This window comes from Streptomyces sp. NBC_00287, from assembly GCF_036173105.1.
Classification (GTDB): Bacteria; Actinomycetota; Actinomycetes; order Streptomycetales; family Streptomycetaceae; genus Streptomyces.
Genome location: NZ_CP108053.1, coordinates 4747216 through 4761867, shown reverse-complemented (window position 1 = coordinate 4761867; position 14652 = coordinate 4747216). Strand labels below are relative to the sequence as shown.

General features: G+C 68.3%; 12 protein-coding genes. 6 read left to right on the top strand and 6 right to left on the bottom strand.

Annotated features, from left to right (window positions below):
- Positions 1–24: 24 nt before the first annotated feature.
- Positions 25–1419, bottom strand: a complete 1395-nt coding sequence (locus OHT76_RS21695) for a YibE/F family protein (protein WP_328872508.1) — start codon at positions 1417–1419, stop codon at positions 25–27.
- Between the two features lie 253 nt (positions 1420–1672).
- On the opposite strand from OHT76_RS21695, the gene thiC reads away from it, so the two are divergent.
- Positions 1673–3460 carry a phosphomethylpyrimidine synthase ThiC gene (thiC, locus tag OHT76_RS21690; RefSeq protein ID WP_328872507.1) on the top strand — a complete coding sequence of 596 codons (1788 nt, stop codon included), beginning with the start codon at positions 1673–1675 and terminating at the stop codon, positions 3458–3460.
- A gap of 81 nt (positions 3461–3541) precedes the next feature.
- On the opposite strand, the gene OHT76_RS21685 is transcribed toward thiC, so the two are convergent.
- Positions 3542–4480 (bottom strand): NADP-dependent oxidoreductase, encoded by a 939-nt coding sequence (locus OHT76_RS21685; RefSeq protein ID WP_328872506.1) that lies wholly within the window; start codon positions 4478–4480, stop codon positions 3542–3544.
- Positions 4481–4574: 94 nt separating this feature from the next.
- Here OHT76_RS21685 and OHT76_RS21680 point away from each other — a divergent pair, with 94 nt between their 5' ends.
- Together OHT76_RS21680 and OHT76_RS21675 are read left to right on the top strand one after the other, a co-directional pair.
- Positions 4575–5036: a winged helix-turn-helix transcriptional regulator gene (locus OHT76_RS21680; RefSeq protein ID WP_328872505.1), complete on the top strand. Its 462-nt coding sequence runs from the start codon at positions 4575–4577 to the stop codon at positions 5034–5036.
- A gap of 50 nt (positions 5037–5086) precedes the next feature.
- Positions 5087–6493, top strand: coding sequence for a VWA domain-containing protein (locus tag OHT76_RS21675; RefSeq protein WP_328872504.1), 1407 nt, complete (start codon positions 5087–5089; stop codon positions 6491–6493).
- 68 nt (positions 6494–6561) lie between these two features.
- Here the strand turns inward: OHT76_RS21675 and OHT76_RS21670 are convergent, their stop codons facing one another.
- The 3 genes from OHT76_RS21670 to OHT76_RS21660 all read right to left on the bottom strand — a co-directional run bounded on the left by OHT76_RS21670 (position 6562) and on the right by OHT76_RS21660 (position 10015).
- Positions 6562–7431: a hypothetical protein gene (locus tag OHT76_RS21670; RefSeq protein WP_328872503.1), complete on the bottom strand. Its 870-nt coding sequence runs from the start codon at positions 7429–7431 to the stop codon at positions 6562–6564.
- Positions 7432–7624: 193 nt separating this feature from the next.
- Positions 7625–8701, bottom strand: coding sequence for a metallophosphoesterase (locus OHT76_RS21665; RefSeq protein WP_328872502.1), 1077 nt, complete (start codon positions 8699–8701; stop codon positions 7625–7627).
- A gap of 201 nt (positions 8702–8902) precedes the next feature.
- Positions 8903–10015: a LacI family DNA-binding transcriptional regulator gene (locus tag OHT76_RS21660; protein WP_328872501.1), complete on the bottom strand. Its 1113-nt coding sequence runs from the start codon at positions 10013–10015 to the stop codon at positions 8903–8905.
- 418 nt (positions 10016–10433) lie between these two features.
- Here OHT76_RS21660 and hisC point away from each other — a divergent pair, with 418 nt between their 5' ends.
- Positions 10434–11513 carry a histidinol-phosphate transaminase gene (hisC, locus tag OHT76_RS21655; protein ID WP_328872500.1) on the top strand — a complete coding sequence of 360 codons (1080 nt, stop codon included), beginning with the start codon at positions 10434–10436 and terminating at the stop codon, positions 11511–11513.
- Here the strand turns inward: hisC and OHT76_RS21650 are convergent.
- On the bottom strand, positions 11510–11893 hold the full coding sequence (locus tag OHT76_RS21650; protein WP_328872499.1) for a cyclophilin-like fold protein: 384 nt from the start codon (positions 11891–11893) through the stop codon (positions 11510–11512). The genes hisC and OHT76_RS21650 overlap by 4 nt on opposite strands.
- A gap of 209 nt (positions 11894–12102) precedes the next feature.
- On the opposite strand from OHT76_RS21650, the gene OHT76_RS21645 reads away from it, so the two are divergent.
- Both OHT76_RS21645 and cydB read left to right on the top strand, forming a co-directional pair.
- Entirely contained in the window at positions 12103–13611 is a 1509-nt protein-coding gene (locus tag OHT76_RS21645; RefSeq protein ID WP_328872498.1) for a cytochrome ubiquinol oxidase subunit I, read from the top strand.
- A gap of 20 nt (positions 13612–13631) precedes the next feature.
- On the top strand, positions 13632–14642 hold the full coding sequence (gene cydB, locus OHT76_RS21640) for a cytochrome d ubiquinol oxidase subunit II (RefSeq protein WP_328872497.1): 1011 nt from the start codon (positions 13632–13634) through the stop codon (positions 14640–14642).
- Positions 14643–14652: the final 10 nt, after the last annotated feature.

Genomic DNA, 14652 nt, shown 5'->3' with positions numbered 1-14652 from the left:
CACCTTCAGCCCTGCCCCCGGCCCTCAACGCTTCCGCCGCCTCCCCCGCCCCCCACGTGCCGGAGCCGGTTGGCCGCCGGCCATCGCGGGCTCCCGTTCGGGGCGGTCGGCCGAGACCACCAGGGCGGCCAGGGCCGTGGTGACGGGGACGGAAGCGACCAGGCCGATCGAGCCGACCAGCGTGCGCACGATCTCCTCCGCCACCAGCTCGCTGTTGGCGACCGTGCCCACACTGCTCTCGGCGATCGAGAAGAGCAGCAGCAACGGCAGCGCGGCGCCCGCGTAGGCGAGGACGAGGGTGTTGACGACGGACGCGATGTGATCGCGGCCGATCCGGATGGCGGCCCGGTACAACCCGCGCCAGCCCATCGTGGGGTTGGCCTCGTGCAGCTCCCAGACGGCCGAGGTCTGGGTGACCGTCACATCGTCGAGGACACCGAGGGAACCGATGATGATGCCGGCGAGCAGCAGACCGCTCATGTCGATCTCCGGGTACAGCCCGTGGATCAGACCGGTGTTGTCGTCCGTGTTGCCGGTGAGGGCTGCCCAGTCGATGAAGACGGAGCCGAGGATGCCGATGAGCAGCAGCGAGATCAGCGTGCCGAGCACCGCCACGGATGTTCGTGCCGACAGGCCATGGCACATATAGAGGGCGATCAGCATGATGGCGCTCGCCCCGACGACCGCCACGACCAGGGGGTTCGACCCCTGGAGGATGGCGGGCAGGATGAAGAGGGTCAGCACCAGGAAGCTGATGGCCAGGGCGATCAGCGCCATGACACCGCGCAGTCGGCCCACCACCACGACGACCAGCGCGAAGAGGCCGGCGAGCACCGCCATCGGGACCCGGCGGTTGACGTCGGTGACCGCGTACTGAAGATCCTTGGGGGCCGAGGGCTCGTAGGCCACCACGACCTTCTCGCCCTCGTGCAACTGCCGCGACTGGTCGGGCTGGACGATCTCGGTGAAGGTGCGGCCCTTGTCCTTGCCGGTGTCGACGCGGACCGTCGCCTTCTTGCAGGTGCCGTCCTCCTGTTGCTGCGCCGAGGAGCCCTCGGCGGTGGAGGTGTCGCCGGTCGGGGGGACTCCGGAGGCGCCCGCCGCGGAGCAGCTGACCTCCTCGACCTTGGTGACCGTGGCCTGCTGGGTCTGCCGGTCGAAGCCGACTCCGGTGCGCTCGTGCCCGGGCGCGCCGCCCGGCCACAGCACGACGAGCCCGACGACCACCGCCGTGGCGAACGGGATGATGACCGCCGCGATGACCTTGCGCAGATGCTTGGAGACCGGAGCAGCCGGTCCATGGGCATGGCTGTGGGAATGGCCATTTCCGTGCCCATGCCCGTCACCGCCGCCGGTGGATCCGGAACCGGGGCCGTGGGGCGGCTCGGGCGGGAACGGGGGTTCATGCGTCGTGGTCACCGACCGATCATCGCAAGAACGACAGGGGCCCCCTGTTCACCGCGCCCGAATTGGCGCTAGCGTGGGGGCACCTTTGTACACGCGGGAGCTCGGAGCACCGGGCTGAGAGGGCGCTGACCTCCGTCCCAGCGATGTTTCACGTGGAACGTCACCACACGCGAGTGACTTTCCCCACGAAACGTCGGCAGACGGAAGCCGCTGCGTCGACCGCCGAACCTGTTACCGGGTAATGCCGGCGTAGGGAGTAGGTCTCATGACCATCAAGGACGCACGCACGCCTGCCTCCAGCCAGGACGAGAAGTCCGAGGAGGCCGGGAAGTCCATCGGCTGGCACAAGGCGTACGTTGAGGGCACGCGCCCCGATCTACGGGTGCCGGTTCGTCAGGTGCACCTCACCAACGGGCAGTCCGTCACGCTGTACGACACCTCCGGCCCGTACACCGATCCGCTGGTCGACACCGACGTCCGCCGGGGTCTGGCCCCGCTGCGGGAGAACTGGATCATCGCCCGCGGCGACACCGAGGAGTACGCGGGCCGTCCTGTCCGTCCCGAGGACGACGGGATCAAGCACACCTCGCCCCGCGGCGGCAATCTGCGCAACCTCGACGCCGTGTTCCCCGGCCGGCCGCGACTGCCGCGCCGCAGCAGGGACGGCCAGGCAGTCACCCAGCTCGCGTATGCGCGCCGGGGCGAGATCACGCCCGAGATGGAGTACGTGGCTATCCGGGAGAACGTTTCTCCGGAAGTTGTGCGCGAGGAGATCGCAGCGGGCCGGGCCGTGCTGCCGGCGAACGTCAACCACCCGGAGATCGAGCCGATGATCATCGGCAAGCGGTTCCTGGTGAAGGTCAACGCCAACATCGGCAACTCCGCGGTGACGTCCTCCATCGAGGAGGAGGTCGAGAAGATGACCTGGGCGACCCGCTGGGGCGCCGACACGGTCATGGACCTGTCCACCGGCCGCAACATCCACACCACCCGCGAATGGGTGCTGCGCAACTCCCCCGTCCCCATCGGCACGGTGCCGCTCTACCAGGCCCTGGAGAAGGTCGACGGCAGGGCCGAGGAGCTGACCTGGGAGGTCTACAAGGACACGGTCATCGAACAGGCCGAGCAGGGCGTGGACTACATGACGGTCCACGCGGGTGTCCGCCTGCCGTATGTGCCGCTGACCGCCAACCGCAAGACGGGCATCGTCTCGCGCGGCGGCTCGATCATGGCCGCGTGGTGCCTGGCGCACCACAAGGAGAGCTTCCTGTACGAGAACTTCGAGGAGCTGTGCGAGATCCTCGCCGCCTACGACGTCACGTACTCGCTCGGCGACGGCCTCAGGCCCGGCTCGATCGCGGACGCCAACGACGAAGCGCAGTTCGCCGAGTTGAGGACGCTCGGGGAACTCAACCGGATCGCGAAGCGTTTCAACGTACAGACCATGATCGAGGGCCCGGGACATGTCCCGATGCACAAGATCAAGGAGAACATCGACCTTCAGCAGGAGATCTGTGATGAAGCTCCGTTCTATACGCTCGGCCCGCTGACGACGGACGTCGCGCCGGCGTACGACCACATCACCTCCGGCATCGGTGCCGCGATGATCGCCTGGTGGGGCACGGCCATGCTCTGCTACGTCACGCCCAAGGAGCACTTGGGCCTGCCCAACCGTGACGACGTCAAGACCGGCGTCATCACCTACAAGATCGCCGCCCACGCAGCCGACCTCGCCAAGGGGCACCCAGGTGCGCAGGAGTGGGACGACGCGCTGTCCGACGCCCGCTTCGAGTTCCGGTGGGAGGACCAGTTCAATCTGGCCCTCGACCCGGACACGGCACGGGAGTTCCACGACGAGACCCTGCCGGCGGAGCCCGCCAAGACCGCCCACTTCTGCTCCATGTGCGGTCCGAAGTTCTGCTCGATGAAGATCTCGCAGGACATCCGCCGTCAGCACGGCAGCACACCGGGGGAGATCGAGGAGGGTATGGCCCAGAAGTCCAAGGAGTTCGCGGCGAGCGGGAACCGGGTGTACCTGCCGATCGCGGACTGAGGTCCACGTGGAGCGGTCCGCGTTTGGGAGCCGGCCCGAGGGCAGCACACGAAGCGCGGACCCGCTTGGTCACCGAGTCGGTCACGGAACGAGGACGATCTTGCCGGTGGTGCGCTTGGCCTCGATGGTGCGGTGGGACTCGGCGGCTTCGGCCAGGGGGTATGTGTGCTGGACCGTGACCCGTAGCCGCCCTGCCTCGATGCGTTCAGTGATCTGCTCCAGCAACTCACCGGAGGGCTCAGCCGTGACCCACGTGTACCGCAAGCCGCGGGCGGAGGCCTGCCGCTCGTCCGTTCCCGGGTCGATTGACGCCCCGATGAGCAGACCCCCCGGCCGGAGCACGTCCAGGGAGTGCGGCCCGTAGGAACCGCCGACCAGGTCCAGGACCGTGTCCACCGGAGCCAACGCGGTCCGGAAGTCGGTGGTGGTGTAGTCGATCAGTTCGTCGGCGCCCAGCCCGCGCAGACGGTCATGGTTGGCCGCCCGCGCGGTACCGATGACGTGCGCTCCCAACTCCTTGGCCAGCTGCACCGCGACGTGACCGACGCCGCCGGCCGCCGCATGGATCAGTACCCGGTCGCCGGGCCGGACCCGCGCGAGCACGGCCAGAGCCTGCCACGCCGTGACCGCGACCAGAGGCACGGCCCCCGCGTGCGCCAAGGCGAGGTTCTTGGGCGCGAGGGCCAGTGCGTCGGCCGGCGCGGCGGTGTACTCGGCGTACGCGCCGCGCCGGGTGACCGCCAGCATGCCGTACACCGCGTCACCCGGCACGAAGCGTGTCACGCCCTTGCCGACCCGCTCGACGACACCGGCCACGTCGTTGCCCGGTGTCCACGGCAGGGTGACCAGCTCCGGCACACGCCCGGCCCGGAGAACCGCGTCGCCCGGGTTGACTCCGGCACCGGCGACCTTCAGCAGCACCTCTCCGGGCCCCGGTTCCGGCACGTCGGTTCGGGTGTAGGCGAGCACCTCAGGACCGCCGAACGCGGACTGGACGATGGCATGCATGCGGGCTGACATCAGGACTCCTCGTCAGGGGATCACGGTGCGTTCCATAGTCGGCCCGTGCGAGAACCCTGCGGAAGAAGGCACTTGTCTGATATCGAGGTTCCTCATGGATACCGGCTTCGACCTGAGGAAACACGGTGGCGTGGACGTCTTTCTACGCGACTGTCCCACCCGTGCCGTGCTTGAGCTGATTGCCGGGAAGTGGACCATGCTGGTGCTGGTGGCACTTGAGGACGGCGAACCCATGAGGTTCGCCGAACTGCGCCGCCGGTTGGACGGCGTGACGTCGAAGGTTCTGACGCAGACCCTGCGTGCGCTGGAGCGCGAGGGCCTGCTGAAACGCCGTGTGTATCCGACCGTGCCACCCTGCGTGGAGTACCACCTGACCGAACTGGGCCAGGAGGTGGGCGGGCTGGTGCAGAGCATCACCGACTGGTCGCAGGCGAACATCGCCGCTATCCAGACCGCACGGGAGGAATTCGACGAGCGCACCGCCCGCGGGCCTTCCGGCCTCACCGGGTCGGAACATCGTCCGGTGGGGAGCGGTGAGGGTGCCGCACCGGGGTGAGGTGGTGTTCCGGGCTTCCGGGGCACCGCCTCACTGGGCAGACTGATCCCATGACCGCACTGAGCAAGGGCGCCAATCTTCCTGTCGACTCCCCGGCGGTTCGCGTGGAGCTCTCCTGGTCCGAAGGACCCGGAGTGCCCGACGTGGACGCCTCGGCGCTGCTGCTGACCGCGGCCGGACGCGTGCGGGACGACGCCGACTTCATCTTCTACAACCAGCCGCACCACGCCTCCAAGGCCGTCAGCCACCTCGGCAAGCAGCGGACCGGGGGCCTCGTCACCGACACCGTGGCGGTGGACCTCGGGGCGGTCGAGGCGGCCGTCGAGCGGATCGTGCTGTGCGCATCGGCCGACGGCGGAACCTTCGGGCAAGTGCCCGGACTGACACTGAAGTTGATCGACGACCGGACCGGGAGCGAGCTCGCCCGGTTCGTCGCGGAGGCGGCCACGGAGACCGCGTTCATCGGCGGCGAGTTGTATCTGCGTCAAGGGAAGTGGAAGTTCCGGGCCGTAGGGCAGGGATACGCGTCCGGACTCGCGGGACTGGCAACGGACTTCGGCATCACGGTGGACGAGGAGGAGACCGCCGTACCGTCGCCGCCGCCGGTGCCGACGACGGCGCCTGCGCCTGCCGCCCCGCCCGCCGCCGCCCCGCCCGCTGCAGCCACCGTCGCTCCCACCTCCGCCTCCCCCAACCTCACCAAGGGCGAAGAGCGCTTGCCCGTGGACATGCGCAAGCGCCTCGACCTCCGTAAGCAGCAGGTCGCGGTCAGTCTCAGCAAGCACGGCGCGGCCGGTATCACCGCGCGGGTCATCCTGGTGCTGGACGCCTCCGGGTCCATGTCGTTCCTGTACTCCCGGGGAGTCGTCGCGGACGTCGTGGAGCGGATGGCCGCCGTGGCCGCGCAGTTGGACGACGACGGGGAGATGCAGGCCTGGACCTTCGCCTCGAACCCGGCCCGGCTGCCCGACTTCCGGATCGGGGAGCTGCCGGAGTGGACGCGGCTGCATGTCCGGTGCGGCGAGATGAGCCTCTTCGGCGCCAAGAAGCGCAAGAAGGGTCTTGATGACAGGCAGGTCGACATGCGCACGGTCGGCATCCAGAACGAGGAACAGAAGGTGATCGCCGAAGTCCGTACCTACGTCCGCCAGACCCCGGCCCCGGTCCCCACCCTGGTGCTGTTCTTCTCCGACGGAGGCGTCTACCGCAACGCCCAGATCGAGAAGGAGCTCCGGGAGGCGGTCGAGGAGCCGATCTTCTGGCAGTTCGTGGGCCTCGGCAAGTCGGACTACGGAGTCCTGGAGCGCTTCGACACCCTGCCCGGCCGCCGCGTCGACAACGTCGGCTTCTTCGCGGTGGACGACATCAGCACGGTCCCCGACCCGCAGCTGTACGACCGGCTGCTGTCGGAGTTCCCGCTCTGGACGGTGGCCGCACGCAGCGCGGGCATCCTCTGAACACGGCTGAACCCCCGGACATTCGGCTTGCGCTCCCCGCGACGGGGGCGCAAGCCGAGGGGCCGGGGTCACTCCGGCTGGTGCTCCGGGCCCCCGTAATCCGGGCTGGTGTAGTCCGGGCTGGTGAAGCTCGGGCGTGGGCCTGACGCAGAGCCCTCGCCGGGGCTGGAGAAGCCCGGGCGGTCGTAGCCGAGGTTCGGGATACGGCTGGGCGCCGTGGGTGCCGTGCGGTGCAGGGCGGCGGCGGTGCCGGGGTCGGCCAGCGCGTCCCGCAGGAACGGCAGGATGCCGCGCTCCAGCAGGGCTTCACGCCAGGCTTCCCTGGCCCGGGTCACCTCGCTGCCCAACTCCCCGTAAAGGCCGGTATCGAGCGCCGGCCTGTTGCGCAGGGCGGTGAGCAGCAGTCCCACGGCGGCGACAAGGATCGCGGCCGCCGTCACGGCGCCGAACACCCAGCCGGTGGTGAGCATCGTCTGGGCGAACGCCGGCTCGGGTTCGAGCATCTTCAGGATGTAGCCGACGAGCAGGAAGATCGCCGCGGCGATTCCGGCGAGGACGGGGGTGAGGACGGCCGCGACGGCGACGATGCCCGCGCCTGCGGTCTCGGCGGCGGTCTCTCCCATGGTGGCGGCGAGCCCCATCGCGCTCGGACCCGACTCGGTGGAGCCGGACTCGCGGACGGACGACGGGGTGGACGGCGCCGGCCGGCGCAGTTCCTCGCGGACCTTCACGTAATGCTGGTACTCGGTCGCCGCGGCCGCCGTGATGATTGCGGAGGCGTTGAGCGCCATGGTGCGCAGCTGTTCGGGGTTGAGCCGCTGTCCGACAGCGGCCAGTTCCGGGCGGGTTGGTGCGGAGCGCAGCGCCTCATCGAGGATCCGCTCGTACTCCTGGCGGTCCTCACTGTGCAGGTGCTGCGGAACGCTGTTCATGTGCATCCCCCGATGCTCCGTAGGGCTTGGGGCTCGCATGGCGACGAGCCGTCGGGCAGAAACGGAGGGGAGCCTGCTACGGATAAGCCGATGGTAGAGCGGTGACGGCACACGGTGACAGGGGGTTTCCAGAAATTGGGCCCTGGCCTGCGTCGTCTCCGGTCGTTCCGGCCCGGGGGGACGTCTGCCCGCCAAACGTTCAGATATCCAGGGGAAGTTGCTGGACCAGCAGCTTTCCGGCCATGGTCACTCCGCCGTCCATCGCGATGGCCAGACCGTCGGCGTAGATGTGCGGTCCCTCGACCACCGGGCCGCCGTTGTCCTCGCCGTCCTCGGAGCCGACCTCGCCCAGCAGATAGGGAATCGGGCTGTGGCCGTGAACGATACGGGTGCCGCCGTACGTATCGAGCAGGGAGCGTACGGCGTCGGAGCCGCCCTCGTCGCGGAAGGAGAAGCGCTTGGTGAACTTGCGGAACAGGTCCCAGCACTCGTCCGCGTCATTGCGGGTGAGGGTCTCGCGGACCGTGTCGTTGACCTCTTCGATGGAGTGGCCGTAGTCCAGGTAGGCGGTGGTGTCGGAGTGGACGAGCAGATGCCCGTCGACCTCCTCCATGGCGTCCAGGCGGGCCATCCACTGGAGGTGGTGGTCCTGGAGGCGGTCCATGTCGGTCTTCTGGCCGCCGTTGAGCAGCCAGGCCGCCTGGAAGGTGGCGGTGCCCGCGCCGGAGTTGACGGGGGTGTCGGAGAACCGCTTGGCGCCGATCAGCAGCAGTTCGTGATTGCCCATCAGGGCCTTGCAGTAGCCGCCGGCCGCGGCGGCCTCGGCGGACAGCCGCATCACGAGGTCGATGACGCCGATGCCGTCCGGGCCGCGGTCGGTGAAGTCGCCGAGGAACCACAGCCGGGCGGTGCCCGCGCACCAGTTGCCCGCGGAGTCGATCAGGCCCTTCTCCTGGAGGGCGGCCACCAGTTCGTCGAGGTAGCCGTGCACATCGCCCACGACGAACAGCGGACCGGGGCCGTCCGCCTGCTGCGCGGCCACCGCGGTCACCGGCTCGACGGTCACCTGAACCGTGTCACCGCGGTTGATGACGGGCAGGTCGCGCTGGGTGGGGGTGTACCCCTGCGGGTAGGTCTCCCCGATGAGCGGCGCGATGTCGCCCGGATGCGTGCTGTGGACGTACGGACCGGTCTCGTGGACGTACGCGGGTACCCGGAAGTCGCGCAACGTCGCCGTCCGCTCCACCTCGGGTCCCTGACCGGCCCCCTGAGTCATCAGACCCCTCCACCATCGCGCCGCAGCTGCACCGCTCCGGACTGCCTGGTCGCAGCGGCCCGCGGTGTCGTGGGCCCATCATAGGAATGCCGATCGCGCCATGTGATGACCCAGGGGTGGTGAATCAGAGCAGGGCTCCGGTTCACCACGGCTTTCGCCCCGATTGGGCAGGGCTTCTACCGCCTGCCTTTCGGTCCGGTTCTACTGCTCCTCGGGCGACCGCGGCGGACTGACGGTCGTACGCGGCGGACGTCGCTGGGACGAGGTACGCACGATCAGCTCGGTCGGTATCACCTGCTCGACCGGTTGGTCCGATTCGACCCCCTCGATCGCGTCGATGAGCAGTTGCACCACCGCGGTGCCGATGCGGCGCGGCTTCAGCGAGAGCGTGGTGATGGGCGGTTCGGTGTTGGCGTACACGGTGGACTCGCTGCAACAGACCAGAAGCAGGTCGTCCGGTACCCGCAGCCCGTAGCGGCGGGCGGCGGCGAGCAGATCGGTGCCGTTCGGGTCGAACAGGCCGTAGACGGCGTCGGGGCGGTCGGGGCGGGCCAGCAGCCGGTCGGCGGCGACGGCGCCCGCGCACGGGTCGTGGGCCGGGTAGGCCTCGTAGACCGGGTCCTGGCCGACCCGCTCGCACCAGCGGAGGTAGGCGGTGGTGGACAGATGGGTGTAGGTGTCCGTCGTCGTCCCGGTCAGCAGGCCGATGCGGCGGGCGCCGGCGTCCGCGAGGTGGTCGAGGATGCCCATGACCGCGGCCTCGTGGTCGTTGTCGACCCAGGCGGTGACCGGCAGTGAGCCGGCGGGGCGGCCGTCGGAGACGACCGGTAAACCCTGCCGGACCAGTTCGCTGACCACCGGGTCCTGGTCGGACGGGTCGATGACGACCGTGCCGTCCAGGGCGACGTTCGACCACACGTCGTGGCGGGAGGTCGCGGGCAGGATGACCAGGGCGTAGCCGCGGGCTAGCGCGGCTGAGGTGGCGGCTCTGGCCATCTCGGCGAAGTAGGCGAATTCGGTGAAGGTGAAAGGTTCATCCCCGTATGTCGTCACGGTCAGGCCGATGAGTCCTGACTTGCCGGTACGGAGGGTTCGGGCCGCGGCCGACGGGCGGTAGCCCAGCCGGTCGGCGACCTCGCGGACGTGGCGTCGGGTGGCGTCGGGGAGCCGGCCCTTGCCGTTGAGGGCGTCGGAGACGGTCGTGATGGAGACTCCGGCGGCGGCGGCGACGTCTCTGATGCCTGCTCGGCCCGGCCGGTTGCCCCGGCGGGCGGTCTCCGCGCGGCTCACCTGGTGCTTCCCTGCTGCTGTCATGGCGAGCCGATAGTAGGGCTCATGCGGTGGGGTAGTGCGGACGCATATGCAGCGGTTGACAGGCACGTTTCTGCAAGGTCATACACCGTCAAAAGCTTTGGATTGCAAGGGAGTTGAGCGCTCCCATGGCAATACGTGACTTGTCGGCGTGCGCGTGCCTGCCAAGTTCCCGATGTTTCGAAGAGGTCTCAACTCACCTTCACGAGGGATGCGCGCCACGGCGCGAGCCACCGGCGCGTAGATATATGTGTGACGCGCCCCCTAATTCGTACGGCTTCGCGGTGCGATGCCCCTGATGCCGGTGTGACGGAGGAGGTCTGCTCTCACCTGTACGCAGCCGAGCCGAATCCTCATAAGGTGAGAAGCATTGGAAGCCGGTGGTGACGATGGGCCGCCGGTGGTCGCGAGGAGGACTGCGGTGAGCGAGACGAGCCCCAAGCTGCGCGCCGAGCTGGAGGGTATTCCCACCTACAAGCCGGGCAAGCCCGCAGCGGCCGGCGGCCCGGTCGCCTACAAGCTGTCCTCGAACGAGAACCCCTACCCGCCGCTGCCCGGGGTGATGGAGAGCGTGACGGCCGCGGCCTCCGCCTTCAACCGCTACCCGGACATGGCGTGCACGGGGCTGATGAACGAGCTCTCCGAGCGCTTCGGCGTCCCGCTCTCCCACCTGGCCACCGGCACCGGCTCGGTCGGCGTCGCCCAGCAGCTGCTCCAGGCCACCGCCGGCCCCGGTGACGAGGTCATCTACGCCTGGCGGTCCTTCGAGGCGTACCCGATCATCACGCAGATCAGCGGGGCGACCTCGGTACGGGTGCCGCTGACCTCCGGGGATGTGCACGACCTGGACGCGATGGCCGACGCCATCACCGAGCGGACCCGGCTGATCTTCGTCTGCAACCCCAACAACCCCACCGGCACGGTCGTGAAGCGGCCCGAGCTGGAGCGGTTCCTGGACCGGGTGCCCGGCGATGTGCTGGTGGTGCTGGACGAGGCCTACCGGGAGTTCATCCGCGACGCCGAGGTGCCGGACGGCGTGGAGATCTACCGGGAGCGGCCCAACGTCTGCGTCCTGCGCACCTTCTCCAAGGCGTACGGCCTCGCCGGGCTCCGGGTCGGCTTCGCCATCGCCCATGAGCCGGTCGCGGCGGCGCTGCGCAAGACCGCGGTGCCCTTCGGTGTGAGCCAGCTGGCGCAGGACGCGGCGGTGGCTTCGCTGCAGGCGGAGGACGAACTGCTCGGCCGGGTCGGCTCGCTGGTCTGTGAGCGCAACCGCGTGGTCGACGCGCTGCGCGCCCAGGGCTGGACGGTGCCCGAGACCCAGGCCAACTTCGTGTGGCTGCGGCTGGGGGAGCGCACGGTCGACTTCGCGGCGGCATGTGAGCAGCACGGCGTGGTGGTCCGGCCGTTCCCGGGCGAGGGTGTGCGGGTGACGATCGGGGAGACCGAGGCGAACGACATCTTCCTGAAGGTGACGGAAGCGTTCCGCAAGGAGCTCTAGACGTCCGTCGGTTCAGCCAGTTCCACGCGCACGGGCTCTCCGTTGCGCACCGTCGAGAGAAGACGGGGGTCGCCGTCGAGGCGGCCCAGGACATTGCACGGGCTCGCGAGGCGGCATTCGTCGCCTCGCGAGATCGGTGTGGGGCCGTAGGGGAGGGCGAGGGCGTCTCCGTCGGTCCAGAAGGCCACCGTGCCCGGCTCGACGACCTGTCGGGCGTCGGTTTCACGTGGAACCGAGACTCCGGTGTCGAAGTAGACCTCCTCGCCCCAGGTGTGGGCGGTGGAGACGAGCGGCAGTGCCTTGGCGAGGGCCTGGGTGGTCGGGGTGTCGTCGAGAGTCGCGGTGAGGTGTCCCGCGGGCCAGGAGATCCGTATCTGCATGACGAGCAATTCAACAAGATGTTGAATTCACTGCCAAGACCCTGACGCGAAGGCGCTAGGGGGACCCCCCTTCCGCGGTCGAAAATCGGTACGTCATAATTGCTTGTGAATGTGAACGCGTTCACAAGCGTGTCCAGGTTGATCCCGTGATGCACAGGACATAAGGGGCACACTGCCGCTGTGACCACGGCTGTAAGGAGACTGACGACGTGGACCTGGCTTTGGCGCCGGAGACTCTGGCGCGATGGCAGTTCGGCATCACCACCGTCTACCACTTCCTGTTCGTCCCCCTGACGATCTCGCTCGCCGCCCTCACGGCCGGCCTGCAGACCGCCTGGGTGCGCACGGAGAAGGAGAAGTACCTCAGGGCCACCAAGTTCTGGGGCAAGCTCTTCCTGATCAACATCGCCATGGGTGTCGTCACCGGCATCGTGCAGGAGTTCCAGTTCGGCATGAACTGGTCCGACTACTCGCGCTTCGTCGGCGATGTCTTCGGTGCCCCGCTCGCCTTCGAGGCACTGATCGCGTTCTTCTTCGAGTCCACCTTCATCGGCCTGTGGATCTTCGGCTGGGACAGACTGCCGAAGAAGATCCACCTCGCCTGTATGTGGATGGTGTCGATCGGCACGATCCTGTCGGCGTACTTCATCCTCGCGGCCAACTCCTGGATGCAGCACCCGGTCGGCTACAGGATCAACGAGGCCAAGGGGCGGGCCGAACTCACCGACTTCTGGCTGGTCCTGACCCAGAACACCGCGCTGGCCCAGGCCTTCCACACCCTCTCCGCCGCCTTCCTCACCGGTGGCGCCTTCATGGTCGGCATCTCCGCCTTCCATCTGCTGCGCAAGAAGCACATCAGCGACATGAAGACCTCGCTGCGGCTCGGTCTGGTCACGGTCGTCATCGGCGGCGCGCTCACCGCGATCAGCGGTGACACCCTCGGCAAGATCATGTACGAGCAGCAGCCGATGAAGATGGCCGCCGCCGAGGCCCTGTGGGACGGCGAGGCGCCGGCGCCCTTCTCGGTCTTCGCCTACGGCGATGTCGAAGAGGGCCACAACAAGGTCGCCATAGAGATCCCGGGACTGCTGTCCTTCCTGGCCAAGGACGACTTCAGCTCGTACGTCCCCGGCATCAACGACGTCCAGAAGGCCGAGCAGGAGCAGTTCGGGCCCGGCGACTACCGGCCCAACATCCCCGTCGCCTACTGGGGCTTCCGCTGGATGATCGGCTTCGGCATGGCATCCTTCACCATCGGCCTGATCGGACTGTGGCTGACCCGCAAGAAGTTCATGCTGCCGGGGGCCCTCAGGGTCGGCGACGACGAAGTGCCGAACCTGGTCCTGTTCCGCAAGAAGGCCCTCGGCCCGAAGCTCACCAAGTGGTACTGGCGCATCGCGATCTGGACCCTGGCCTTCCCGCTGATCGCCAACTCCTGGGGCTGGATCTTCACCGAGATGGGCCGCCAGCCATGGGTCGTCTACGGCGTACTCCAGACCCGCGACGCGGTCTCCCCCGGTGTCTCCCAGGGCGAAGTGCTCACCTCGATGATCGTCTTCACCTCGCTCTACGCCATCCTCGCCGTGATCGAGGTCAAGCTGCTCGCCAAGTACGTCAAGGCCGGCCCGCCCGAGCTCACCGAGGCCGACCTCAACCCGCCCACGAAGATCGGCGGCGACTCCCGTGACGCCGACAAGCCGATGGCCTTCTCGTACTAGGCCGAGGGAGCTGCACAGTCATGGAACTGCACGACGTCTGGTTCGTCCTGATCGCCGTCCTGTGGACCGGTTACTTCTTCCTGGAGGGCTTCGACTTCGGGGTCGGCATCCTCACCAAGCTGCTGGCCCGCAACCGGCCCGAGAAGCGGGTGCTGATCAACACCATCGGCCCCGTCTGGGACGGCAACGAGGTGTGGCTGCTCACCGCCGGCGGCGCGACCTTCGCCGCCTTCCCCGAGTGGTACGCCACCCTCTTCTCCGGCTTCTATCTGCCCCTGCTGATCATCCTGGTGTCCCTGATCGTCCGGGGCGTGGCCTTCGAGTACCGGGCCAAGCGGCCCGAGGAGAACTGGCAGCGCAACTGGGAGACCGCGATCTTCTGGTCCTCGCTGATCCCGGCGTTCCTGTGGGGTGTGGCCTTCGGCAACATCGTGCGGGGCGTGAAGATCGACCAGGACTTCGAGTACGTCGGCAACTTCTGGGATCTGCTCAACCCGTACGCCGTCGTCGGCGGTCTGGTGACGCTGACGCTGTTCACCTTCCACGGTGCGGTGTTCGTGGCGCTGAAGACGGTCGGGGACATCCGGGAGCGGGCGCGGAAGCTGGCGCTTCAGGTCGGTCTTGTCACCGCTGTGCTCGCGCTGATCTTCCTGCTGTGGACGCAGGTCGAGAACGGGGACGGGGAGAGCCTGGTCGCGCTCGTCGTGGCCGTCGCCGCGCTGGTGGCGGCGCTGGTGGCCAATCAGGCCGGGCGCGAGGGATGGTCGTTCGCGTTCTCCGGCGTCACGATCGTGGCCGCCGTGGCGATGCTCTTCCTGTCGCTCTTCCCGAACGTCATGCCGTCCTCGCTCAATGAGGAGTGGAGCCTCACGGTCACCAACGCCTCGTCGAGCCCGTACACCTTGAAGATCATGACGTGGTGCGCGGCGATCGCCACGCCGATCGTCATGCTCTATCAGGGCTGGACCTACTGGGTGTTCCGCAAGCGGATCGGTACGCAGCACATCGCCGCCGACGTCGCCGCGCACTGAGGTGTGTTTC